Source organism: Propionispira raffinosivorans DSM 20765, from assembly GCF_000381065.1.
Classification (GTDB): Bacteria; Bacillota; Negativicutes; order Selenomonadales; family Selenomonadaceae; genus Propionispira; species Propionispira raffinosivorans.
This window is the reverse complement of the sequence record NZ_KB905862.1, coordinates 41,454-64,524: the sequence shown is the minus strand read 5'-3', so window position 1 is coordinate 64,524 and position 23,071 is coordinate 41,454. Positions and strand designations below refer to the sequence as shown.

The following is a 23,071-nucleotide window of genomic DNA, read 5'->3' as shown; positions in this document are numbered from 1 at the left end:
ATTCTTCATTCACTCGCATTCCGGCTTAACATCTCTACTTTTAAAAGATTCGGTGTTAAGCTTAGTTCCGTTCGACTTGCATGTGTTAAGCACGCCGCCAGCGTTCGTCCTGAGCCAGGATCAAACTCTCCAATAAATTATATTAGAGAACCTTGATAGGCTCTTTAAAAATCTAAATTATCTTTTTTGTTAAAAGAAATTGTTAGTTGTTGTTTTCAAACGCAAGCGTTCGAAAACCGCACATCTGGCTTGATACATGTTGGTGTACATATATCTTTATTATTCTACATTGTTTAGTTTTCAAAGAACGTGTCGTTGATCTCGTAAATCAACTTCTATATAATATCTCAATCTTGATTTTTTGTCAATCATTTTCTGATCAACTATCCTTCAAGCTGAATCATCGCTTTGTTGCTGGCGACTTATATTATATTACAGTGTTTTGTTTTATTTGTCAATACAAATTTATAAAATTTTACAAATATGTAAAAAGAAAACGCGAACTATGTAAGTTCGCGTTTCATTTCTATTCGGCTTTATGACGCATATGTGGGAATAAAAGTACATCACGAATTGATACACTATCGGTTAAAAGCATGACCAAACGATCAATGCCTATACCAAGTCCACCCGTTGGCGGTAATCCGTATTCCAAAGCTGTTACATAATCTTTATCCATCATATGCGCTTCCGCATCACCTGATTCACGTTGTTTTACCTGATCCAAGAAACGACCTTCTTGATCAATTGGATCATTTAATTCTGAAAAACCATTAGCCAGTTCACGACCATAAATGAAAATTTCAAATCGATCCGTAATTTCTGGATTTTCTTTATTTCGTTTTGCAAGTGGGGATATTTCAGTCGGATGTCCTGTAACAAAAGTCGGCTGTATCAATGTTTCTTCAACTTTTTCTTCAAAAGCTGCATTCAAGATACCACCAATTCCGTGTTTTGTTTCATAAGGTACACCGATTTCATCGGCCATAGCACGTGCTTCTTCAACTGTTTTTGCCTTACTAAAATCTTTTCCAGTCACTTCAAGAACTGCATCTACCATGCTGGTGCGTTTGAATTTACTCAAATCAATTTCAGTTCCCTGGTAATTGATTACCGTAGTCCCCAAAACTTCCTTCACTGCATTTACGATAATGCCTTCCGTAATGGCCATTAAATCGTTATAATCAGCAAAAGCTTGATAAATTTCAACTAAGGTAAATTCTGGATTATGACGAACATCAATGCCTTCATTTCTAAAAACACGAGCTACTTCATAAATTTTTTCAAAGCCACCTACAATAAGTCGTTTTAAATAAAGTTCTGGTGCAATACGTAAAAACAAGTCCATATCCAATGCATTGTGATGGGTAACAAACGGACGAGCCGCTGCGCCACCAGCAATCGGATGCATGACAGGTGTTTCGACTTCAAGAAAATCGAGATTATCCAAATAATTGCGAATTGATTTTACAATTTTACTGCGTGAAATAAATGTATTTCTTACTTCTGGATTCGTAATCAAATCAAGATATCTCTGGCGATAGCGCATTTCAACATCTTTTAAGCCATGAAATTTTTCTGGCAAAGGACGAAGTGATTTCGCTTGCAATTCAAATTTCGTTACTTTGACGCTGACTTCACCACGATGCGTTTTAAAAACAATTCCCTCAGCACCGACAATGTCACCAATATCCAGCAATTTAAAATTCGCATATTCATCTTCACCAATTACATCTTGGCGAAAATACAATTGCACATTTCCACTCATATCCATAAGTGTTGTAAAACTTGCTTTACCGTGACCACGAATCGCCATCAGCCGTCCTGCAACTTTTACTGATTTTTCTTCTAATTCATCAAATTTTTCAGCAATTTCATTTGCATGATGGGTCGCTGAAAAGCGTCGACCAAATGGTTCGATTCCTTTTTCGATAAAAGCCGCCATTTTCTCGCGACGAAATTTCATCATTTCATTTATATCTTCACTTTGCAGTTGCTGTTCTTTTTCTTCTGCCATTATCTATAATCTCCTATCATAAACTTACGCTCTAATTTCGACAATCTGATACTGTAATACGCCCGCTGGTACATGGACTTCGATTGTATCACCAATTTTTTTACCAATAATAGCTTGACCAACTGGGGACTCGTTCGATATTTTCAAGTCTTTCGGATCAGCTTCAGCCGAGCCAACAATCGTATACACTTGATCTTCATTAAACTCTAAATCTTTAATAACAACCGTATTTCCCAAAGCTACTATACCTTTATTTGATTTATCATCTTCAATGATCTGACTATTACGAAGCATTTTTTCTAAAGTAAGAATTTCGCCTTCAATAAAAGCCTGTTCATTTTTTGCATCTTCATATTCCGAGTTTTCACTGATATCACCAAAATCAATTGCTTGTTTAATACGTTCTGCTACTTCTATTCTACGTACACTCTTTAATTTTTCAAGTTTTTCTTCAAGTTTTTTTAAACCTGCTTCGGTCAGCATTACTTGCTTTTCAGCCATTTTACATGCGCCCCTTTATATTTAATTGAAAATTGAAAGTGAAACGTTGAAAATGAAGCATATTACAGTCCATCTTGACCCTAACTTTCAATTTTCAATCATCGACTCTCAAATATCATTAAGACAATATAAATAAGTGCCAAGTTATAACTTGACACCTCCACGTAATACAGTTTAATGATTATTAAATATTATATGTTGTTTTCTTCTCTTTGTCAATTTTTTCTACGGATTCATTAAATAATAAAAGTTTCTTCAAAATTACCGTAAACTCCTCCCGATTTTCCGCTTGATTAAACAAGTTACGCAATTCAGCTGAATGTGGCAAACCTTTTGTGTACCAGGTTGCATGTTTACGCATTTCTCGTGGACCAATATACTCCCCTTTATTTTCAATCAGCATATCTAAATGGCGCAAAATTAAATTCATCCGTTCTTGCATCGTCGGGTCTGGCAATTCTTGCCCGGTTTGCAGAAAATGATTTATTTTTCGAAAAATCCATGGATTCCCTTGCGCTGCCCGCCCAATCATAACCGCATCACATTGTGTTTGCGCAAAAATTTTCTTTGCATCTTGTCCAGTGCGAACATCACCATTACCAATAACGGGAATTTTTACGGCCTGTTTCACTTCAGCAATGATGTTCCAGTCTGCCGCACCACGATAAAATTCTTCGCGTGTCCTCCCGTGTACAGCAATCGCATCCATTCCCGCTTCCTCAGCAAGTTTTGCCATCGAAACGACATTAACATGCTCAGCATCCCAGCCTTTGCGCATTTTAACCGTAACCGGTATCTTCACGGCTTGACGCACCGCCTTCATTATGGAAAATGCGAGTTTTGGATCGCACATCAGCGCCGAGCCCTCTTTGTTTTTAACAATCTTAGGTGCGGGGCAGCCCATATTAATATCAATAATATCGGCACAGCCAAGGCTTTCTACATATTTTGCTGCTTCAGCAAGCCGCTTCGGATCAGCACTAAAAAGCTGCAACGTAAGCGGATGTTCTCCTGAGTTTGTTTTCAGCATTTCCAAAGTATGGGGATTTCGATAATTGATCCCTTGGTCACTTACCATTTCCGAATATACCAGTCCACAACCAAGTTCCGTTGCCAAAATACGGTAGGCCATATCCGTAACGCCAGCCATCGGCGCCAAAATTAATGGATTTTTTATTTCTATGTTCCCTATTTTCACTTGTATGTTGAACCTCCTTAAAAAAAGTGACGCGAATCAAAATTCGCGCCTTTATTTACTACATATTGCGCTCATATAAAACTCTGAGCCCGGTCAACGTTAAAAAGTAATCATTGGTATCGATAGTCTGTGATTCCTTAGCAATCATTTTTGCCAGACCGCCAGTTGCTACAACTTTTACATCTTTACCCAATTCTGCTTTCATCCGGCAAACAATTCCATCGATTTGTCCTACAAACCCAAAAATAATTCCCGCCTGCATACTGGTTACTGTATTACGGCAAATAACATTTTTGGGTGTAACAAGTTCAATACGCGGTAATTTAGCCGCCCTTTGAAAAAGTGCCTCCGTAGAAATCCCAATCCCTGGTGCAATCGCCCCACCAAGATAATCGCCATTTTCATCCACAACATCAAAAGTCGTAGCCGTACCAATATCAATAACAATCAGCGGGCCTCCATATTGCTCATACGCACCTACGGTATTGACAATACGATCCGCACCAATTTCACGTGGATTTTCATATTTCAAGCGGATGCCCGTTTTAATACCAGGACCTACTACGAGTGGTTTAATTTTAAAATAACGTTCACACATCTTCACGAGTGGCACAACAAGTGGTGGAACAACCGAAGATATGATGATTGCATCAATGTCTTTCATATGTATCCCTTGAAACATAAATAAATTATTAATAAGCATACCATATTCATCACCGGTTTTTTGCCGATCAGTCGATATACGCCAATGCTTTAATAATTTTTTTCCTTCATATGTACCTAAAACAATATTACTGTTCCCAATATCAAAGACTAATAGCATGATTATTTTTCCTCCAATGAAATCGATCATGTTTTCGACGATTCAGTTTACATTACCCTTTGGCTCGAATAGACACATCTCCCGCCAAGACTCTTTTAATGCCTGCTTTTGTTTTTACCAGCAAGGCTCCATCTTCATCAATATCCATCGCAAGTCCCGCGAAAGTATCGTTGATACCAATAACATCTACAGTCTTTCCCAGCGTAACGGAATATTTTTTCCATTCTTCCAATATTTTAGCAAACCCTTCGGTTTGCGCTATATTATATAAAGTTTCAATTTGAAATAAAATTTCGTTAAGCAACTGAACTCTCGATATTTTCTTACCTTTTATAATAGCCAACGACGTTGCAATGTGTTGTAGTTCTAAGGGGAATTCATTTTTTTGAATGTTCACATTGATACCCATACCAATTATAATATAATTGATACAATCCATTTCAGCATTCATCTCCGTTAAAATGCCAACAAGTTTCAGTTTATTATAGAGAATATCATTCGGCCATTTAATGCCAACCTGAATTTCTGTTATTGTTTCAATAGCCTTAACAATAGCCACAGCTGCCAATAATGTACATTTTGGTGCTTCTTGAGGTAAAAAATGAGGCCTCAATATCACCGAAAACCAAATTCCTTTTTCCGCTGGTGAATACCAGCCGCGTGCTAACCGGCCACGCCCACTAGTCTGTGCTTCACTAACTATGATTGTGCCTTCACCTGCATCTTGCTGGGCTGCAAGCTTCGCTTGATTATTGGTTGATATGACTTCCTTATAATATTGAATGTCCTTACCTAGGACTTTCGTTTTTCGTCCATTTTGTATTTCATTCGGCAAAAGCAAATCTGGCGTTTCCATCAAACAATATCCACTGCGCGAATGACTGTCAATCGCATAACCCGCCTGTTTTAATTCACGGATATGTTTCCAAACAGCTGTTCTTGATACATTCATTGTCCTAGCAATGTCTTCACCAGAAACATAAGTCCCGTTTGCCTGTCGCAGTATATCCAATATATTGGAACGCATTTAATTATCTCCTTCATTTCTCTTTCTATCCTAACAGGTTAAAACCCCTCCTAATAATAGCGTATCAAGCACATATAATCAAGTCTGAAAAATTTTATCTCTGTCACTTTTATCTTAGGCAAACCAAACATACAAAAAGTGAATATTTCTTATTTATTTCTAAGGAATATCGTATATACTAGTAAGTATATATGGAGGTGCTTTAATGAAAATACTCGTCGCCGATGATGAACCAACAATTCGCGAAATCGTTGCCCTGTATCTAGAAAAAGAGGGATTCACCGTCTACACAGCTGCCGATGGTGATGAAGCCATGCAAATTGAAACCACGCATCGCCCTGACTTGCTTATTTTAGATATCATGCTGCCAAAAATAAATGGATTTGAACTATGTGAATCGATTACCCGTAGTGTTCCACGCATTTTTTTAACAGCAAAATGCGCCGAACCTGATAAAATTGCTGGGTTTGCCTTGGGTGCAGATGACTATATTACAAAACCATTCAGTCCTCGTGAGGTCGTAGCTCGTGTAAAAGCCGTTCTAAGGCGCAGCGGTATGATGGAAGATGATGTCCATCTATGCAAAGCAGGTGAACTTATGATAAATGATATTAAAAAATCAATAATGATTGGTCAAACTGAATTGACGCTGCCGCCAAAAGAATTTGAACTATTGTCTTTTTTTATGCGGCATCCGAAACAAACATTTTCTCGTGAACAGCTCTTAACCAATGTTTGGGGATATGATTTTGATGGAGATGACCGAACCGTTGATGCAACAATTAAAAGGCTGCGCCAAAGCCTTATATCTGCTGATTTGACATATATCCATACTATACGAGGCTTCGGATATCGGTTTGAGGTTATAAACAAATGATTCGATCACTTTTTGGTAAAATATTGACATCTCATATTGTTGTACTGGTCTTACTGACTGCCAGCATTGGCATTTCTTTATCGCATTTAGTCACAAATTATTTGGTCGAGGCAAAAAAAGCGGAACTGATTCGTGTCGGTATATCGACCACACGCTTCTTGAATGCTGTAACACAAGACCAATTATATTCTCCCTCACTTTTAGAAAATTTAAGTGATTTTTCTGGTACAACCATGTGGATCATTGATCAGGAAAATCATACCCGTTCTGGTAAAGCACCAAAAATCTGGCAGCATCATATGCAAGTACAAAATGATCCAGCCGAAAACTTATTCAATGGTGAAGTAACCTCGCGCCTCTACAGTGCCAATGATGATGATGATCCAGCCATCGTTGTATCAATCCCCTTTCCACAAAACCCTTCCATCGTTCTCATGATCCATACCCCCATCACCGGTATAGCAAAAACTTCTGCGGCCATTGAACAACTTCTGCTCTATACAATCTTAGGTTCAATTCTGCTTGCGGGAATCTTTGCCTTCATCTTATCGCGCAATCTGACAAAACCAATTAGTAACATCAGTCATGCTGCAGAAAAGTTTACAGCGGGAAACTATAAAAGTCGTACAACTGCCATCGGACAAGACGAGATTGGCAGGCTTGGTTTCACCTTTAATGAAATGGCTGCTGCGCTAGAGCGCATTGAACAAGAACGGCAAGAATTTTTTTCCGATATTACACATGAATTAAAAACACCGCTCGCTACCATTCAGGCTGTAACTGAAAGTCTTTTAGACGGTGTTGTCACAGAAAAAACGAAACAAGCCTGTTATCTAAAAACGACACTTGATGAATGTCATCAGATGAATTCTTTAATCAGTGAATTATTAAATCTGGCCAGAATTGAATCTGGCCAAACGCATTTTCAATATCAAAATTTAAACCTTGGCGAGTTTATCGAAAAACAAAAAGGGAAATTCCAGCCAATGTCTGCCGAAAAAAATCAGCAGCTAATTTTTTCTGTATCGCCAAAACTTGTATTTGTAAAAACAGATCCACTGAGAATCGAACAAATTCTCAGCAACTTAATTAGTAATGCATTGCGACATTCCCCCGACGGAAATAAAATTTTCATTCAATTTGAACGTGATAAAACAAGCTTCATTCTATCCGTTACGGATTCAGGCGAAGGTATCCCCCAAAAAGATCTGCCTTATCTTTGGGATCGTTTTTATCGTGTCGATAAAGCTCGATCTCGCAACAAAGGCGGTACCGGTCTTGGACTGGCGATTACGAAAAAACTCGTCGAAGGAATGCATGGCAGCATTTCTGTTTCCAGTATTCCCAATGAAAAAACCATTTTTAAAGTAATATTCCCCAAAACGTTTTAATTTCTTGTCATGATCTTGTCATTTAAAAAGTATATACTATATTAAAGAACAGTTCTTCCTTGAGAAGTAAAACAAATTTGGAGGCTATTTTATGAATTTACTATCAAAAAGCAATAAAAAGAAAACTCTCATCCTTGCTCTCACCGGTGCTTTTGCCATTACAGGTATTGGTACAACCTATTTAAACCAAACTGCATTTGCCGCAACAGCTGATACCACGCAACAAGATCAAGGACAGATGCATCGTGAGCATAAAGCAACGCCAAAAGTCATGACGGATGAAATGGCGCAACAGTTTGCGACAACTTTTAATGTAGATAAAAAAGTCCTGCTTGATTATCAAGCCAAGGGTTATACAATGCGCGATTTTCATCAGGCCGCATTAATTGCTTCGGCTGGCAACAAATCCTTCACCGAGGTCATGAATGCAAAAACAGCAACAAATAGTTGGAAAGATGTTATGGATTCATTTTCCATAACAAATGAACAACTTCAACAAGCTGCACAAGGATTTATGAGCAAACAAATGTCAACCATGCTGCAAATTGATGAAAGCACAGTTAACGGTCTTTTAAAAGACGGATACCAACCAAATGATATCGTGATGGCTTCTGTTTTATCAAAACAATCTTCAAAAACCATTTCAACTGTTCTTAACATGAAAAAGATCAATAACACTTGGAAAGATGTCGCCACCTCATTGGGCATTGATGAAGCAACCTTTAACCAATGCATGACTGATTTAAAAAGCAAAATGCCAAAAAGCCCCGGTATGCATCGCGGTATGGGAAACCACGAAGCAGCTCCAGCGATGCAAGAAGACACTACACCGACTGAAGCAGAATAACGCCAAATATTTTAACACAAAAAACAGGGTATCTCCAAACTGGGGATACCCTGTTTTTTATACTTTAAAAAACTGTTTCAATAACACCAATTTGATCACCACGATGATTTCGCAAAACTGGCGGGAATTGTTCTAACAATTGTTCATGTTCTGCCTTTGTAATCAAATCTAAACGTTTTAAAATACCAATCACCGCTGGATTAATTGCCCGATAACTGCCATCTTCAATTTTAAAGGTAATACCAATCCCTGCTTCAACAGATGCCAAACAATACACAGCATCGGCACCAATCTTGGCAATGATACGGCCCTTGGTAATTTGGGATACCAGTAGATCTATACGTCCCGTTCCTGCGACGATTTCTGGATAAGCAATCATTGCATCACGTATCTTTCGTATCGCCGCCTCATCCTCACCCCATTGGCCTTTTTGTGGTACAGCAAGTCGAGCATAGGCTAAAGCCATATTATAAATTGGTAAATAAAAAACAGGTACACCACAACCGTCAATACCAATTTCCAATTCACCTTCAGGAATTTTTGCAGCTTTCGCTACCGATTGATGCATAATCTGCTGCACTGGATGCTCCGGTTTTGTATACCCTTCAATAGAAACCCCGATCATTCGGGAAAGCGCCAGCATACTAGAATGTTTGCCAGAACAAGGATTGTGTACGGGTTCTGGTTTTTGATGATTTTCCGTCAATACTTTGGCGGCCTTGCTGCTCATCGGCCGGGCTGGCCCACATTCTAATGCCGTCAACGGAAGTTTCAGTTTTCCTAAGATTGACTCAATCAATTCAACATGCATCGGCTCACCACTATGCGATGACACTAAAATAGCCAGTTCCTTCTGTGTAATACCAAACTTTTCCAAACCACCTTGACGTACAAAAGGCAAAGCTTGAAATGGCTTTGCCGCACTGCGCCAAAACATATTTCGCTGTGCATCCCCTACCGAATCAACAATGTTCCCATTTATATCCACGGCAACAATATCACCACGATGTATATCTTCAATCTTGCCGCCACGCGTATAATGTAATAGAATTTCACTCATTTGTATTCATCTCTCTTTTCCTAAAATAAAAATACAATTTATATAAATAGTATAACTCTTTAACGACAAAAAAAGAAAGTGCTTTTCAGCACTTTCTTTTTTTCAACGAAAATAAATCACTTACTTAATGTGTTTCATTTTCTTTGGTCGTAATATTTAAATCAAGCTTCGCTTTTGCAGGATCTGCTATTTCAGGTTCTGTTTCTTCTTTCGCAGCAGCTTCTTTTTCTTCAGGAGTGGCTTTAATCTCTGGTACAATCGGAGCTGGAGTATTCGAAGAATCATCTTCGCTGACCTTCGGTTTATCCGCGATAACTCCATTTGTCATGAGCTCTTTAAGTTCCGATGCCTTAAGTGATTCTCGTTCGAGAAGCGCTCCCGCAATCAAATGCAGCTTATCGACATTCTCAACCAGAAGTTTGCGGCATTCTTCATAGGCATCTTCAATATAGCGGCGAACTTCCTTATCAATATCACAAGCAACTTCTTCACTATAATTTCTCTGATGGTTGAAATCACGGCCTAAAAAGACTTGATGATCCTGGCTTTCACCAAAAGCAATTGGACCCAATGCATCACTCATACCATATTGTGTAATCATACTTCTAACAAGTTGTGATGCCCTTTGAATATCATTTTGTGCACCCGTACTAATTTCCTTCAGTATGACCTCTTCCGCCACACGACCACCAAGAAGTGTCTTAAGTTGATCAATCAACTCACTACGCGTTGCATAAGAACGATCTTCTTTTGGCAGCATCAAAGTATAACCACCAGCACGACCACGCGGAATAATCGTTACCTTATGGACCGGATCTGAATTCGGCAATAAAAGCCCCACTAAAGTATGACCGCCTTCATGATAGGCTGTTAAACGTTTTTCACGATCGCTCATAACTCTTGATTTACGCTCTGGACCAGCCATAACACGTTCAATGGATTCCTCTAGTTCAGGCATTGCAATACTTTTTTTATTACGACGAGCCGATAGCAGTGCCGCTTCATTAACAAGGTTACTTAAGTCAGCCCCTGTAAATCCTGGCGTCCGACGTGCTAACACATCTAAATCCGCATCCGCATCAACCGGTTTACCTTTCGTGTGAACTTTCAAAATTGCCATACGACCTCTTACGTCTGGTTTATCAACAACAATCTGACGATCAAAACGACCTGGACGCAATAATGCTGGATCTAAAATGTCTGGACGATTGGTTGCAGCAATAATGATAATGCCTTCATTGGCAGCAAACCCATCCATTTCAACCAATAACTGATTCAGTGTCTGTTCACGTTCATCATGACCACCACCAACACCAGCACCACGCTGGCGACCTACAGCATCAATTTCATCAATAAAAACAATACATGGTGCATTTTTCTTTGCTTGTTCAAACAAATCACGAACACGCGATGCTCCTACACCAACAAACATTTCCACAAAATCCGATCCACTGATTGTAAAGAAAGGTACCCCCGCTTCACCCGCAACAGCTTTAGCAAGCAAAGTTTTACCAGTCCCCGGAGGACCAAACAAAAGAACGCCTTTTGGAATACGAGCTCCCAAATCATTGAACTTTTTAGGATGTTTCAAAAATTCCACGACTTCTTCGAGTTCCTGTTTTGCTTCATCAGCACCAGCAACATCGTTGAAGGTTATTTTCAGTTTATCGCCACCGCTCATCTTAGCACGGCTCTTACCAAATGACATCACACGATTGCCACCGCCTTGTGTTTGCTGCATGATAAAAAACCATACACCAATTAAAAGCAGCATTGGTAAAATAGAAGAGAATACGGTTGTCCACCAAGGTGGTTCTGGTGTTTTTTCCGCTTTCATATCCACGCCTCTATCTTGCAGATATTTCACCAAATTTGGATCATTGTTTGGCGTATTCGGCGTAATTGTTGTAAATTCGGTTCCATCGCTTAATGTTCCCTTAATTACATTATCGACGATCGTTACTTTGGCTACTGTTTTTGCATCGACCTGATGTAAAAACTCTGTATAGTTTATTTCCTGTTTTGTAGTGCTTCTCGTTGAAAAATAATCAATAATCGATATTGCGATTAAAATAATCAATAAATAGAAGCCTACATTTCGTAAAAACTTATTCAATCGGTCGCCCTCCCTCTCGGCGGAGCACACAGTCAAACAGGGCTCCATAGAAAATTATTATATCATTAATTAAAGCATTTAACAATCAAACTGATCAGCTCTACAAAATTCTTCTTTTTTTGTAAAGCTACTCTCGCTTAAGAATAGATTTCTTTTTTTAAAATCCCAATACATGGTAAATTGCGATATTTTTCTGCATAATCCAGACCATAGCCAACTAAAAAATCATCTGGTACAGTAAAACCAGAATAATCGATCTTGACTTCTACCTTACGGCGTTCCGGTTTATCTAACAGTGCGCAAAGTTTCACGCTGGCAGGTTTTCGTTCTTTAAAATTTTTCAACAGATAGTTGAGTGTTAAACCTGAATCAATAATGTCTTCAATAATCAAGACGTGTTTTCCTTCTACACTAAAATCTAAATCTTTTAAAATTTTAACAGTTCCACTTGTCTGCGTACTATCTCCATAACTTGACGCCGCCATAAAATCAAGTTGAACTGGTACATCAATTGCACGAACCAAATCCGCAAAGAAAATGACCGCTCCTTTTAAAATTCCCACAGCGAAAATTTCTTTACCAGCATAATCCTTACTGATCTGCTGACCCAGCCGTTTTACACATGCCGCCAATTCCTCCTTTGTATATACTATTTTTTCAATATCGTTCATCATAATAAAAAGTAACTCCTTTGCTGATTATATATCTTTTAATATAGTAAATCGTAAAAAATGTTTGGTCTGCCCCGAAATTTGACTTGTTTGATTTTGACGTAACCCGCCAACCCAAAAAATTGTATTTTGATCACAAAATAATGGTATTCGATCACGTTCTACACGTGCAACCTTATTATCAATAAAAAAATCTTTCAATTTCTTAAATCCATTCATTCCACTAGGCTGAAATCGATCACCAGGTTGTCTTAACCTTAGAAACAGTTCGCCGTTTAGTCGATCCATATCACAGACAATATTATCAAAACCATTTGGTTTAACATATTCATTGATTTGCTCGACCTGCACCGTAAGCTGCAATAATGGTACCGGGGTAAAACCTGGAACACGCAGGACTTGAAAGACTTCTCTTTTAAGTGGCTGTTCCAAAGCACTTCTATGACAAAGCTTCACGGTTTCATAATCACAGACGAATACAAACTGCTTAGGTAATTCAAGAATTGTACCTGTTTTCCCTGCTTTGGCAAATGCTATCATCTGCTCAATATGCAAAAATCCCAAGCCTTCCAAATCGCCAGCTGCCTTCATAACCGCTAAACGGCATAATTCACGTTGCAAAGCAATATGCAGCCCCTGTAACCGACTGCGATTGATAACAAGTTTTCCATCTGTTTCACGAACGATATCTTTCCAGAGCATTTTTGCTGATTCATTAATAAAATCATGTTCATCGCCAATCAGTTCAGCACTGCGGCAAAGTGCCGCTGGCATAACCGGATTATATGTTTTTTTTAGCACTGGCATAAGTTCCAGGCGAATCTTATTACGCAAATATTCTGTTTCACTATTTGTTGCATCAATTCGCGGGGTAAGATTTTCTTCTTTACAATATCGTTCAATTTCTTGCCGCGTAACAGACAAGAATGGTCTTATTATACCACAGGACTTAGGACGAATTCCAGCTATACCTTGACTTCCTGCACCACGGAATAAATGCAGCAGTATCGTTTCGGCCTGGTCATCACGATGATGTGCTGTCGCAATCAATGCTCCGCCAAGTTTCACAGCCAAATCTCGCAAAAAGTCGTATCGAACCATTCGTGCGGCTTCCTCCGCTGACAAAGCTTTTTCTTTAGCAAAAGCTGGGACATCCACTGTTTTCAAATAAAATGGCAAATCATTATGTTTACAGAAAGTTCTAACAAAATCAGCATCGGCTTTAGATTCTGCACCTCGAAACATATGGTCTACGTGTCCTACACTAATTCTTAATTCATATGTTTTTCGAAGATCCAAAAACAAATTGGCTAAAGCAAGGGAATCTGGTCCCCCGGAACAAGCAATTAAAATCGCATCGCCCGTCTGAAAAAGTTCTTCTCTTTCACACCATTTTTTTACTTTTTCTAACACATCTCATCAATCCTATCTCTTTGTCAAAGCGAAATGCACAAAAAAGCACTCCTTCACAGAGTGCTTTCGAACATTAGTTATTCAGATCTGCGTGATCCGCCACCACGGCCGCCACGTTTTGAATCCGTATTCTTCCGTAAATCAGTAAGTCTTTCATCACTGTCTTTTAAAAATTTTGTTAACTTATCTTCAAAAGAAGGCGCATTAAAACGACTAGGTCTTCTAAAATCATTCGCTGGAGCTCTTCTTGGCACCGGCTTATAACTTGATGGCGCACTTACCTGTGCATTCACCGATTGTTCAATAGGCTTTTTTTCTTGTAATTGTTTAATTGACAAGCCAATTTTACCACGTTCGTCAATTGTTAAAACTTTAACTTTAACTGTATCTTGTTCTTTAAGAAAATCCTTTACATCACGGACGTATACATCTGCAACTTCCGAAATATGAATAAGACCGACTTTACCGCCAGATAACTCTACAAATGCACCAAAATTCGTGATTCCGGTTACAACGCCTTCTACTACACTGCCAATTTCGATGGACATACTAATTGTACTTCCTCCTTATAATTTACATTACATCGCTATTATACCCTTGTACATTAAAGCGTGTCAAGAAATTTACCTACTTCTGTGCCGAAGAAATATATGGCATTTCTCCAGGTTTGACCATGCCCAACTCTTCACGAGCAATCTTCTCAATACAAGTGCTCTGTTCTAAATTCACTTTTTCCTGCATAAGGTCATTATTTAATTGCTGTGCTGTCATTAAGCGTACCTCAGCCGCTTTTTTCTCCTGGACTATTTCATTGGCATGCATCTGCTGTTGGATGGCAGAATAAGAAAAACCCCCTACGATTAGTAGGATCAATAAAAAAAACCAATTGAGTTTTCGTTTTTGCATAATGCCACCACCTTTAACGCTGCACCATAATTATAGTACAGTCAAACCTTGCTGTAGTTATATAATACAAGTATTTTGCGCAATATGCAAGGTTCTGTGTTGATTTGCCTAAGCAAACTTGTTTCGTAAGCATCGCTTCATTATTTTTCATTCCATTGATAATATGTTGTATTAACTATTTTTCTATAGACAGAATGGCAGCTATCACATTCATAATGTTCAAGTACATCATCCATATTTAATTTACCATCAACAATCCGGACCGGCTGGCTTTCAATAAAACGCATTACAGCACCACACCGTGGACAATTACATAGCCCATTCAAATCTCGCTTTAGCTGCATTGGCTTCAAATCACCAATTGCCACCGTTTTTTTAGGGACTGCTTGTGCCGGCGATTCCGACATGAAAAAGTGTCCATAATACTCTGTACTCAAAATCCGGCGATATAACAATTGGCAAGTTTCACACGCATAATGTGCTTCCGTATTTTCAAAATATACTTTGCCTTCCACAATTTTTATTGGCTCACCTTCAATCAGTTGCAGCGGATGATCACATTGTGGACAGCGGGGAATACCTTGCCTGTCAACATTCAATTTTGTCGGTTCCATCAGCACCACCAGTTCTCCTTTAAATTTTCTACTACATTCAGCATATCATAAAACGACTACTTCTTGTACTCTGAAAAAAAAGAAAGTACTTTTAACAAGTACTTCTTCTTAACTAAAGACCAATCACTGTATGTTCAAAAGACATGCGTAGGTATTCATCAAGAACAAGTACAATATCCCTTGCTGCATCAGGTCTTTTATACTCTCTGGCCTTGACCTTCATCTTTAAAAGCTTCGCGGAATCATATAAGACAGATTCAACAATTTCAGTCAATTTTTGATTATCTTTTATCCAAATTGCCGCACCAATGCTCTCAACATAGGCAGCATTTTCTTTTTCCTGCCCTGGAATTGGCTCATGCAAAAGCATCGGCAATTCCATCGCTAGTGCTTCACTAATCGTAAGTGCTCCCGGTTTACTAATAATAAAAGTTGAAACGGCCATAAGTTCTTTCACATTATTCGAAAATCCCCAAACTTCAACTATATGTTTCGAATTTTTAGCTATTTCTTTTAAATCAGACCACAAATCGGAGTTAACTCCGGCTACTACCAGAATTTGAATTGATTTTTTTAATGTTTCCAAATGATTCAAGGCAAATTTTACACCACCCAAACCTAATCCGCCACCCATTATTAAAATCACCGGAAGATCCGATTTCAGATTAAATTTTCGCAGAAGCTCTTCTTTATCATACTGAACCCCAAACGACAAATCAATTGGTATCCCCGTATCATGAATCTTGTCTAAAGCTACATCACGTTTCGCAAGTGCTTCCCGTATTTTTCGGTTCGCGACAAAATACAAATCAACTTCGTTATATACCCAAAGCTGGTGGATCGTAAAATCCGTAATAACGCCAACGAGTATAATATTAACCTGTTTTGTTTTTTTTAAATAAGCTGCAGCCGCACACGGAAAAGGATGTGTACAAATCACAACATCAGCTTGATATTGCTTTATTAATGCCTCCATATTACTTTTCATCGTAAGAGCCAAGAGACTCTTCACTGAAATTCCTTTTGATTTACCTGCCGTTAAATTATAAAAGAAATCATATACATCCGGAACAAAGTCAAGTATCTTCAAGTACGCTTCTTTGAGAAAACCATTCAGATAAGCTGTTTTCGTTGACATAAAATCTACCATATGGATCTCAGCGTCAGGATGTTTTATTTTTATCTCATTGACAAGGGCCTCTGCCGCTTTGTTATGTCCTGAACCAATTGAAGCCGTAACAATAAGAAATTTTTTTTTGTACATGTGTCCTCGTTCCTCCAACGTATCATGCCTAATACATAATAGAGCTTACGAACGTTGATTTAGCAATTTATCTCAAGCCCGTTCTTTCTCTCTGACCACAATTTATGCAATACATGTATCATTCATTCTATCATATTCCTGTGATGCTGTAAAATCAAATCATCACTGTGTTCTGATTTTAGCATAAAACATTTTTCTGAACTTCATCTGGAAGCCTTATTTAACAAGCTGTAATCCCACCATCTACGAGCCATGCTGCACCTGTAACAAAACTCGCTTTTTCCGACGCCAAAAAGTAAATCACTTCAGCCGCCTCGCTGGCTCTGCCAATTCGCCCTAATGGATAAAGTGCACTCATGATTTTAATATCTTCCGCTTTGGTAGATTCATTTTGAAACTGTCCTTGTGTAAGCGGTGTATCGATATCTCCCGGACAAATGCAATTTACGCGAACATTATAAGGTGCCAGTTCTAAAGCCAATGCTTTTGTAAAAACTGTAACGGCCCCTTTCGAGGCACAATAGGCCGAACATAAATAATTTCCATTAATTCCAGCGTCCGATGAAACATTAATAATGGCACCATATGGGCTTTTTTTTATATACTTAGATGCATATTTACACATAAAATATGTACCTTTAATATTAATATCCATTATTTGGTCAAAATCCACTTCGTTCATTGATTCAATAGCTTTTTCAAAATAAATTCCCGCTGAATTAATTAACGTATCGATCCGACCAAACTCCCGATACGTCGCTTCAACAATTTGTCTGCATTCATCGGGGCGTGCAACATTGCCTTGAATGAATCGAACCATATTAGAATGGCCCAAAGTTTGCAAAGCTGCCTGAGCTTTTTCATTAGACCGTCCGGTAAGCATTACGTAAGCTCCCTTTTGGATAAACAATTTTGCTGCAGCTAAACCAATTCCCGAAGTTCCACCTGTAATCAATACTGCTTTTTCTTCTATATTCATTCTACTTCTCCTACAGATAAAAAACAAAAACCGGGTTCATTGTGAACCCGGTTTCCTGTTTTTTTACTTATTTACAGAATCTTTTAATGCTTTACCTGCTTTAAATACAGGGTTCTTAGAAGCAGGAATCGTAATTTCCGCACCCGTTTGTGGATTGCGGCCTTTTCTTGCATCACGTTCTTTCACTTCGAAAGTACCAAAGCCAATCACTTGGACTTTGTCACTTGCAACAAGTGCTTCTTCAACGCTGGCAAATAATGCATTGACTGCTTTTTCTGCATCTTTTTTTGTTAAGCCAGCTTTATCTGCAACGCTAGCCACTAATTCGGTTTTATTCACGAATATAGCCCCCTTTGAAATGATTACGTTTAGCTTAATTCGCGATAAATCCTGTGATTCCTTTTTATTTCAATAACTTTCTTAAAAAAAATGTTAAATTTTATGAATTTAGTGCTTTTGCCTCGTTCCAGAGGACATTTAAGCGATTTATGTCTACATTTTCCCATTTCAGGCTTTTTGCCTTTACTTGCTCTTCAATATATAAAAAACGGGTTAAAAACTTATAATTGGCTCCTGTTAATGCAACTTCTGCATCTACCTTGAGAAAACGGGATACATTGACGATTGAAAATAAAAGATCACCCAATTCCTCTTCTATATGTTTTTTATTTTTCTCTGAAACAGCTTCTTTTAATTCAGCAAGCTCTTCCGTCACCTTATCCCAAACTGGTCCGATATCGGCCCAGTCAAAACCAACTTTCGCGGCTTTATGTTGAAGTTTGTAGGCTCGCATGAGTGACGGTAAATCTTTCGGCACGCCATCAAGTACTGATTTTCTTTCCGCTGCTTTTTCTATCTTTTTGATCGCATCCCAATTTAAAACGACTTCTCCCGCATCCTTGACCGTAATATCACCAAAAACATGCGGATGGCGTCGAATTAGTTTTTCCGTTATACCATCGATAACGTCCTGCATTGAAAAAGACCCCGCCTCTTCAGCCATCCGGGCATGAAACACAATTTGCAAGAGTAGATCACCAAGTTCTTCACAAAGCAGTTTTGGATTTTCCAAGTCAATGGCTTCAATCACTTCATAAACTTCTTCAATAATATTACGCCGTAAAGATTGATGGTTTTGTTCGATATCCCACGGACAGCCACCCGGTGAGCGTAAAATTTTCATGATATCTGTAAGCGGCTTCATTTCAAAGCGTTTTTGTTTCGCTTCACACGCTGGAATATACACACTCGTCAAATGATCAATTCCAGCTTGACGATCCAGTTCATAAAGCGGCAGTGTATATATTACTTCATCCGGCAAACCCAAATTACGCACTAAAGTGATTTCATAATCATCCGGATATGTTTCCATTAAGCTCAGTTTCGTATCGGATGCAACTTGTTGATTGTATACTTGTGTTATAACAAGTGCTGTCGCCAAATCCGGTGGCAATGTTTCTAAATCAACACTATCAATAATTGTCAAACCATCAATCGGATCAACTCCAAGCTTTACATAAAGCACCTCAACAAAGCTCATACCAGGTAAAATAGTAAGCTTCACCTGCCGTTCAACCGCTAAGTCTCGAATGAGCACCACCGTTCTTTCAGCCACCAGTGGGCTGCCAGGAACGGCATAAACGATATCCTCACCCTTCTGCGCCCGTTCAACAACATTCGCGGCAATTGATTGATAAACTTCCTCAAACGTCTCCTTTTCAGTATAAACAGTATCATACGACTCAAATACAATCTCCCGTTTTTTTATCTCAGCAACCGTTGGATGTTTCGCCGTTCGCAAAAGCAGCGTCGCTGCCTGCTTTATTTTATCCCATGTATCCAAGGTTATAAAACCAAACTCACCCGGTCCTAACCCGACAATTGTTATTTCCCCCAAAAAAAATCCCCCTTTTAGCTAAAATGAATTGGTCTGATTTTTTATTTTCTCACCAGCTAATGTCATTAGAATACGCGTACTGTAATTCAGTATTTTTTTCCGATTCAACGGCGTCAACTGAAATCGAATGATTCCCGGCGGTCCTGGAATAAACTTAATTTGTCCGCCCAGCAGCGTTTTAAGCTGGAGTACATTTTCAATTTCCAAATTTGGCTGCTCACTAAATAGGATTTCCAAAAACATTGGTTTTTCGACAATCGACTTGACTCCTAAATTTCTCGCATAGTTTTTGATACGTGCTACCGACAACAAATTCAAAACAGATGGTAACGGATCACCAAAGCGGTCAATTAATTCATCGAGCAAGGCCCTGATATCTTCATTCGTACGAATTGCAGCAATACGCTGATAAATTTCAATTTTGTGCATTGCATCCGTAATATAATCACCATCAATATAAGCTTCTACTTTAATTTCAAGAACCGGATCGACTTTTTCTACGGGTGTTTTACCAGTTTTTAATGCTTCAACAGCCTCTTCTAGTAGACGGCAATACATTTCAAAACCAACACTCGCAATATGCCCATGCTGCTGTGAGCCTAAAAGATTACCGGCACCACGAATCTCCAAATCACGCATCGCAATTTTAAAACCCGCCCCCAGTTCCGCAAACTCCTTAATCGCCTGCAATCTTTTTTCGGCCACTTCCGTCAAAACTTTATCGGCCTGATAAATAAAATAAGCAAAAGCTAGCTGATTGGACCGGCCAACACGTCCACGCATCTGATAGAGCTGTGATAAACCAAAGCGATCGGCATCATAAATTATGATTGTATTAGCATTGGCTACATCCAGACCATTTTCAATAATGCTCGTCGCCACCAGCATATCATATTCGCCTTCATAAAAATCAAGCATCACTTGCTCCAATATTTCTTCCGGCATTTGCCCATGGGCAGTTTGAATTTTGATATCCGGCAGCATATCCGCTAAATGAGCCCTCATTTTATCAATGGTTTCAACACGATTATAAACAAAATACACTTGACCGCCACGTTTTACTTCACGTTTGATGGCATCACGAATGATGGCATCGTTATTTTCCACCACATAAGTCTGCACCGGGAAACGCTCTTCTGGCGGTGTTTCGATAATACTCATATCTCGAGCCCCAACCAGTGACATATGCAGCGTACGCGGAATAGGGGTTGCACTCAGTGTAAGGACATCGATGTTCTTACTTATTTTTTTAATTTTTTCTTTTTGGGTTACACCAAACCGTTGCTCTTCGTCAACAATCAGCAGCCCTAAATTTTTAAATTTAACATGTTTATCATTCAATATACTATGTGTACCAATCAAAATGTCGACTTGTCCTGTTGCCACCCTGTTACAGGTGCTTTTCTGTTCTTTTTGGCTGCGAAAACGGCAAACCACGTCTACCACTGGTCCAAAACCTTCAAACCGTGTACTAAATGTTTGATAATGCTGCTGTGCTAATACAGTGGTTGGCACCAGCACCGCTACCTGTTTTCCATCCATAACTGCTTTAAAGGCAGCCCGAATTGCCACTTCGGTCTTACCAAAGCCAACATCACCGCAGAGCAATCGATCCATCGGACGTGGCTTCTCCATATCTTTTTTAATCTCTTCAACAGCCGTAAGCTGATCTGGCGTTTCCTCATAAGGAAATGCCTCTTCAAACGCTTGCTGCCATGTCGTATCAACCGAAAATGGATACCCATTGTCCACCTGCCGTACAGCATAAATCTGGATGAGTTCTTTCGCAATATCTTCTACGGAAGCTCTGGCTTTAGCCTTGGCTTTGTTCCATTCATTCCCCCCCATACGATGAAGTCTTGGCACATCGCCTTCAGAGCCTATATATTTTTGTAATAAATTAACTTGATCTGTTGGAACAAAAAGTTTGTCATCGCCGCCATATTTAATATGCAAATAATCCCGATGTATACCAGCCACGTCTAACGTTTCAACACCTAAATATTTACCAATCCCATGATTTACATGAACAACATAATCCCCTACATTAATATCACGAAAATACGTTATTTTTTCACCTTTACCTGCTCTCGGCACTGTTTTCTTTTTTTGTCGCCCAAAAATATCTTTTTCAGCCACAACAATAAGCCGTGCCTGCGGTAATTCGAAACCATTGGCCAGCGTTCCATTGGCAATTGTAACAAAACCATCAACAATCTGCTGCAGTTTAGGTTCATAAGCAGTCCCTATTTTATACTCGGCCAGCATCTCCTTAAGTGATGCTCCTTTTTGAGCATCACTTACAAAAACCAAAACCTGCTCTTTATGAGAAAGCCAGCCATTGATTTCACTGGCAAAAAAATCCAGGTGTTTATGAAATGGTGCAATGGCTTTAACCGTGACGCTAACCATTTCCTCTAGCTCTGCATTATGGATTTTTTGCAGCATGAGAGCCATGTAAAGCACGTTATGCTGCTTAGCAACTGTTGTAATATCATTCCAACTAAATAATTGCTTTTTTAACTCTGGCCTTTCTTTAATAAGCATTGAAATTTCTTCACGAATCCTTGTTGGCTCATCAAAAATCACCGTTGCCTGTTTTTCAAGATAAGAAAGAAAAATCGCCGGATTGCCGTTATTATCGAGCTGTTCTAACGGCAAAATAGCAACAGAGCTAATATTTTGCAGCGAACGTTGTGTCTCTATTGCAAACTCACGCAGTGAATCGATCGTTTCATCAAAAAACTCCATGCGAATCGGATGCAGTAAATTAATAGGAAATATATCAACAATTCCACCACGCGCACTAAACTGGCCAAGGCTTTCCACCTGTTGTACACGTTCATACCCTAACTGGATCAATTTTAAGAGCAATTCGTCGCGTCCGATGGACTCTCCAATCGTCAAATGCACACTGGAACGTTCAAAATCTTGTCTGGACAATCCTTTTTGCACAGCGGCTGCTGTACTGGCTAAAACAATAACAGGTTCCTTCCTCATTAGTCGACCCAGAACCTCCATACGTTTTGCCGCCAAAGCAATACTTTTTGCCGCGACGGAAAAAGTTACTACGTCGACCGCTGGAAGTTCTAAAGTTGGAACGTTTGGCAACAGCATTGCCAAATCAGCCTGCCATTTTCCAATCGCATCCTGATTACTTGTAATAATAATTGTTGTTCGGGGATACCGATCATAACTAGCCGCCATAATTGCATGTTTTTGTGATCCCGCTAAACCATATACTAAATTCTGCCCATATTCTTTGGCAAAACACACACCGATTTTTTCGATTGCTTTGTCCTGCATCATTGCTTTAAAAAGCTGTTTCATTATTCCACCTACCTACTTCATGCCAAAAGGGGCTTTAGCCATCGCCAAAGCCCTGATTATTCTATTCATATCTAAAACATATACATAAATTATTATAGTCTTTCAGTGCAAGATTCGTCAAGAAACAAAATCAAAAAACA

At 39.0% G+C, this 23,071-nt stretch carries 20 protein-coding genes; 3 read left to right on the top strand and 17 right to left on the bottom strand.

Annotated elements, in window-relative coordinates; translation table 11 throughout:
* Positions 1 to 526 precede the first annotated feature (526 nt).
* The 5 genes from lysS to F606_RS0116135 form a co-directional block, all read right to left on the bottom strand.
* The gene (gene lysS, locus F606_RS0116155; RefSeq protein ID WP_019554933.1) at positions 527 to 2,017 is read right to left on the bottom strand and encodes a lysine--tRNA ligase; all 1,491 of its coding nucleotides are present in this window, start codon (positions 2,015 to 2,017) and stop codon (positions 527 to 529) included.
* A gap of 24 nt (positions 2,018 to 2,041) precedes the next feature.
* The gene (gene greA / locus F606_RS0116150; protein ID WP_019554932.1) at positions 2,042 to 2,518 is read right to left on the bottom strand and encodes a transcription elongation factor GreA; all 477 of its coding nucleotides are present in this window, start codon (positions 2,516 to 2,518) and stop codon (positions 2,042 to 2,044) included.
* A gap of 184 nt (positions 2,519 to 2,702) precedes the next feature.
* Entirely contained in the window at positions 2,703 to 3,716 is a 1,014-nt protein-coding gene (gene dusB / locus F606_RS21390; RefSeq protein WP_019554931.1) for a tRNA dihydrouridine synthase DusB, read from the bottom strand.
* Between the two features lie 58 nt (positions 3,717 to 3,774).
* On the bottom strand, positions 3,775 to 4,539 hold the full coding sequence (locus F606_RS0116140; protein ID WP_019554930.1) for a type III pantothenate kinase: 765 nt from the start codon (positions 4,537 to 4,539) through the stop codon (positions 3,775 to 3,777).
* A 52-nt stretch (positions 4,540 to 4,591) separates the two neighbouring features.
* Positions 4,592 to 5,566, bottom strand: a complete 975-nt coding sequence (locus F606_RS0116135; protein ID WP_019554929.1) for a biotin--[acetyl-CoA-carboxylase] ligase — start codon at positions 5,564 to 5,566, stop codon at positions 4,592 to 4,594.
* A gap of 205 nt (positions 5,567 to 5,771) precedes the next feature.
* Here F606_RS0116135 and F606_RS0116130 point away from each other — a divergent pair, with 205 nt between their 5' ends.
* From F606_RS0116130 to F606_RS0116120, 3 genes are all read left to right on the top strand, one after another.
* Positions 5,772 to 6,443 carry a response regulator gene (locus tag F606_RS0116130; RefSeq protein ID WP_019554928.1) on the top strand — a complete coding sequence of 224 codons (672 nt, stop codon included), beginning with the start codon at positions 5,772 to 5,774 and terminating at the stop codon, positions 6,441 to 6,443.
* Positions 6,440 to 7,834, top strand: a complete 1,395-nt coding sequence (locus tag F606_RS21385; protein WP_019554927.1) for a sensor histidine kinase — start codon at positions 6,440 to 6,442, stop codon at positions 7,832 to 7,834. Before F606_RS0116130 ends, F606_RS21385 begins: the two co-directional genes overlap by 4 nt.
* A 91-nt stretch (positions 7,835 to 7,925) precedes the next feature.
* Positions 7,926 to 8,681: a hypothetical protein gene (locus tag F606_RS0116120; protein WP_019554926.1), complete on the top strand. Its 756-nt coding sequence runs from the start codon at positions 7,926 to 7,928 to the stop codon at positions 8,679 to 8,681.
* 64 nt (positions 8,682 to 8,745) lie between these two features.
* Here the strand turns inward: F606_RS0116120 and F606_RS0116115 are convergent, their stop codons facing one another.
* The 12 genes from F606_RS0116115 to mfd all read right to left on the bottom strand — a co-directional run bounded on the left by F606_RS0116115 (position 8,746) and on the right by mfd (position 22,931).
* Complete coding sequence (locus tag F606_RS0116115) at positions 8,746 to 9,741, bottom strand: asparaginase (protein WP_019554925.1); 996 nt, start codon at positions 9,739 to 9,741, stop codon at positions 8,746 to 8,748.
* Between the two features lie 124 nt (positions 9,742 to 9,865).
* The gene (gene ftsH, locus F606_RS21380) at positions 9,866 to 11,857 is read right to left on the bottom strand and encodes an ATP-dependent zinc metalloprotease FtsH (protein ID WP_019554924.1); all 1,992 of its coding nucleotides are present in this window, start codon (positions 11,855 to 11,857) and stop codon (positions 9,866 to 9,868) included.
* A gap of 137 nt (positions 11,858 to 11,994) precedes the next feature.
* Positions 11,995 to 12,531 (bottom strand): hypoxanthine phosphoribosyltransferase, encoded by a 537-nt coding sequence (hpt, locus tag F606_RS0116105; protein ID WP_019554923.1) that lies wholly within the window; start codon positions 12,529 to 12,531, stop codon positions 11,995 to 11,997.
* 24 nt (positions 12,532 to 12,555) lie between these two features.
* Positions 12,556 to 13,941 (bottom strand): tRNA lysidine(34) synthetase TilS, encoded by a 1,386-nt coding sequence (tilS, locus tag F606_RS0116100; protein WP_019554922.1) that lies wholly within the window; start codon positions 13,939 to 13,941, stop codon positions 12,556 to 12,558.
* Between the two features lie 77 nt (positions 13,942 to 14,018).
* On the bottom strand, positions 14,019 to 14,489 hold the full coding sequence (locus F606_RS0116095) for a S1 RNA-binding domain-containing protein (RefSeq protein WP_019554921.1): 471 nt from the start codon (positions 14,487 to 14,489) through the stop codon (positions 14,019 to 14,021).
* 79 nt (positions 14,490 to 14,568) lie between these two features.
* Positions 14,569 to 14,847, bottom strand: coding sequence for an FtsB family cell division protein (locus F606_RS0116090; RefSeq protein ID WP_019554920.1), 279 nt, complete (start codon positions 14,845 to 14,847; stop codon positions 14,569 to 14,571).
* 140 nt (positions 14,848 to 14,987) lie between these two features.
* Positions 14,988 to 15,461 (bottom strand): hypothetical protein, encoded by a 474-nt coding sequence (locus tag F606_RS0116085; RefSeq protein WP_026329446.1) that lies wholly within the window; start codon positions 15,459 to 15,461, stop codon positions 14,988 to 14,990.
* A 112-nt stretch (positions 15,462 to 15,573) separates the two neighbouring features.
* The gene (locus tag F606_RS0116080; protein WP_019554918.1) at positions 15,574 to 16,725 is read right to left on the bottom strand and encodes an MGDG synthase family glycosyltransferase; all 1,152 of its coding nucleotides are present in this window, start codon (positions 16,723 to 16,725) and stop codon (positions 15,574 to 15,576) included.
* Between the two features lie 220 nt (positions 16,726 to 16,945).
* Positions 16,946 to 17,704 (bottom strand): SDR family NAD(P)-dependent oxidoreductase, encoded by a 759-nt coding sequence (locus tag F606_RS0116075; RefSeq protein ID WP_019554917.1) that lies wholly within the window; start codon positions 17,702 to 17,704, stop codon positions 16,946 to 16,948.
* A gap of 63 nt (positions 17,705 to 17,767) precedes the next feature.
* The gene (locus F606_RS0116070; RefSeq protein ID WP_019554916.1) at positions 17,768 to 18,043 is read right to left on the bottom strand and encodes a non-specific DNA-binding protein Hbs; all 276 of its coding nucleotides are present in this window, start codon (positions 18,041 to 18,043) and stop codon (positions 17,768 to 17,770) included.
* A 100-nt stretch (positions 18,044 to 18,143) separates the two neighbouring features.
* Positions 18,144 to 19,601 (bottom strand): bifunctional methyltransferase/pyrophosphohydrolase YabN, encoded by a 1,458-nt coding sequence (gene yabN, locus F606_RS0116065; protein WP_019554915.1) that lies wholly within the window; start codon positions 19,599 to 19,601, stop codon positions 18,144 to 18,146.
* 18 nt (positions 19,602 to 19,619) lie between these two features.
* Entirely contained in the window at positions 19,620 to 22,931 is a 3,312-nt protein-coding gene (gene mfd, locus F606_RS0116060; protein WP_019554914.1) for a transcription-repair coupling factor, read from the bottom strand.
* Positions 22,932 to 23,071 lie beyond the last annotated feature (140 nt).

What these genes read in the sequence shown, in the direction of transcription:
- lysS (WP_019554933.1), bottom strand. Translation starts at nt 2,017, where the DNA reads ATGGCAGAAGAAAAAGAACAGCAACTGCAAAGTGAAGATATAAATGAA.
- greA (WP_019554932.1), bottom strand. Translation starts at nt 2,518, where the DNA reads ATGGCTGAAAAGCAAGTAATGCTGACCGAAGCAGGTTTAAAAAAACTT.
- F606_RS0116140 (WP_019554930.1), bottom strand. Translation starts at nt 4,539, where the DNA reads ATGCTATTAGTCTTTGATATTGGGAACAGTAATATTGTTTTAGGTACA.
- F606_RS0116135 (WP_019554929.1), bottom strand. Translation starts at nt 5,566, where the DNA reads ATGCGTTCCAATATATTGGATATACTGCGACAGGCAAACGGGACTTAT.
- F606_RS0116130 (WP_019554928.1), top strand. Translation starts at nt 5,772, where the DNA reads ATGAAAATACTCGTCGCCGATGATGAACCAACAATTCGCGAAATCGTT.
- F606_RS21385 (WP_019554927.1), top strand. Translation starts at nt 6,440, where the DNA reads ATGATTCGATCACTTTTTGGTAAAATATTGACATCTCATATTGTTGTA.
- F606_RS0116120 (WP_019554926.1), top strand. Translation starts at nt 7,926, where the DNA reads ATGAATTTACTATCAAAAAGCAATAAAAAGAAAACTCTCATCCTTGCT.
- F606_RS0116115 (WP_019554925.1), bottom strand. Translation starts at nt 9,741, where the DNA reads ATGAGTGAAATTCTATTACATTATACGCGTGGCGGCAAGATTGAAGAT.
- hpt (WP_019554923.1), bottom strand. Translation starts at nt 12,531, where the DNA reads ATGATGAACGATATTGAAAAAATAGTATATACAAAGGAGGAATTGGCG.
- F606_RS0116095 (WP_019554921.1), bottom strand. Translation starts at nt 14,489, where the DNA reads ATGTCCATCGAAATTGGCAGTGTAGTAGAAGGCGTTGTAACCGGAATC.
- F606_RS0116090 (WP_019554920.1), bottom strand. Translation starts at nt 14,847, where the DNA reads ATGCAAAAACGAAAACTCAATTGGTTTTTTTTATTGATCCTACTAATC.
- F606_RS0116085 (WP_026329446.1), bottom strand. Translation starts at nt 15,461, where the DNA reads ATGGAACCGACAAAATTGAATGTTGACAGGCAAGGTATTCCCCGCTGT.
- F606_RS0116080 (WP_019554918.1), bottom strand. Translation starts at nt 16,725, where the DNA reads ATGTACAAAAAAAAATTTCTTATTGTTACGGCTTCAATTGGTTCAGGA.
- F606_RS0116075 (WP_019554917.1), bottom strand. Translation starts at nt 17,704, where the DNA reads ATGAATATAGAAGAAAAAGCAGTATTGATTACAGGTGGAACTTCGGGA.
- mfd (WP_019554914.1), bottom strand. Translation starts at nt 22,931, where the DNA reads ATGAAACAGCTTTTTAAAGCAATGATGCAGGACAAAGCAATCGAAAAA.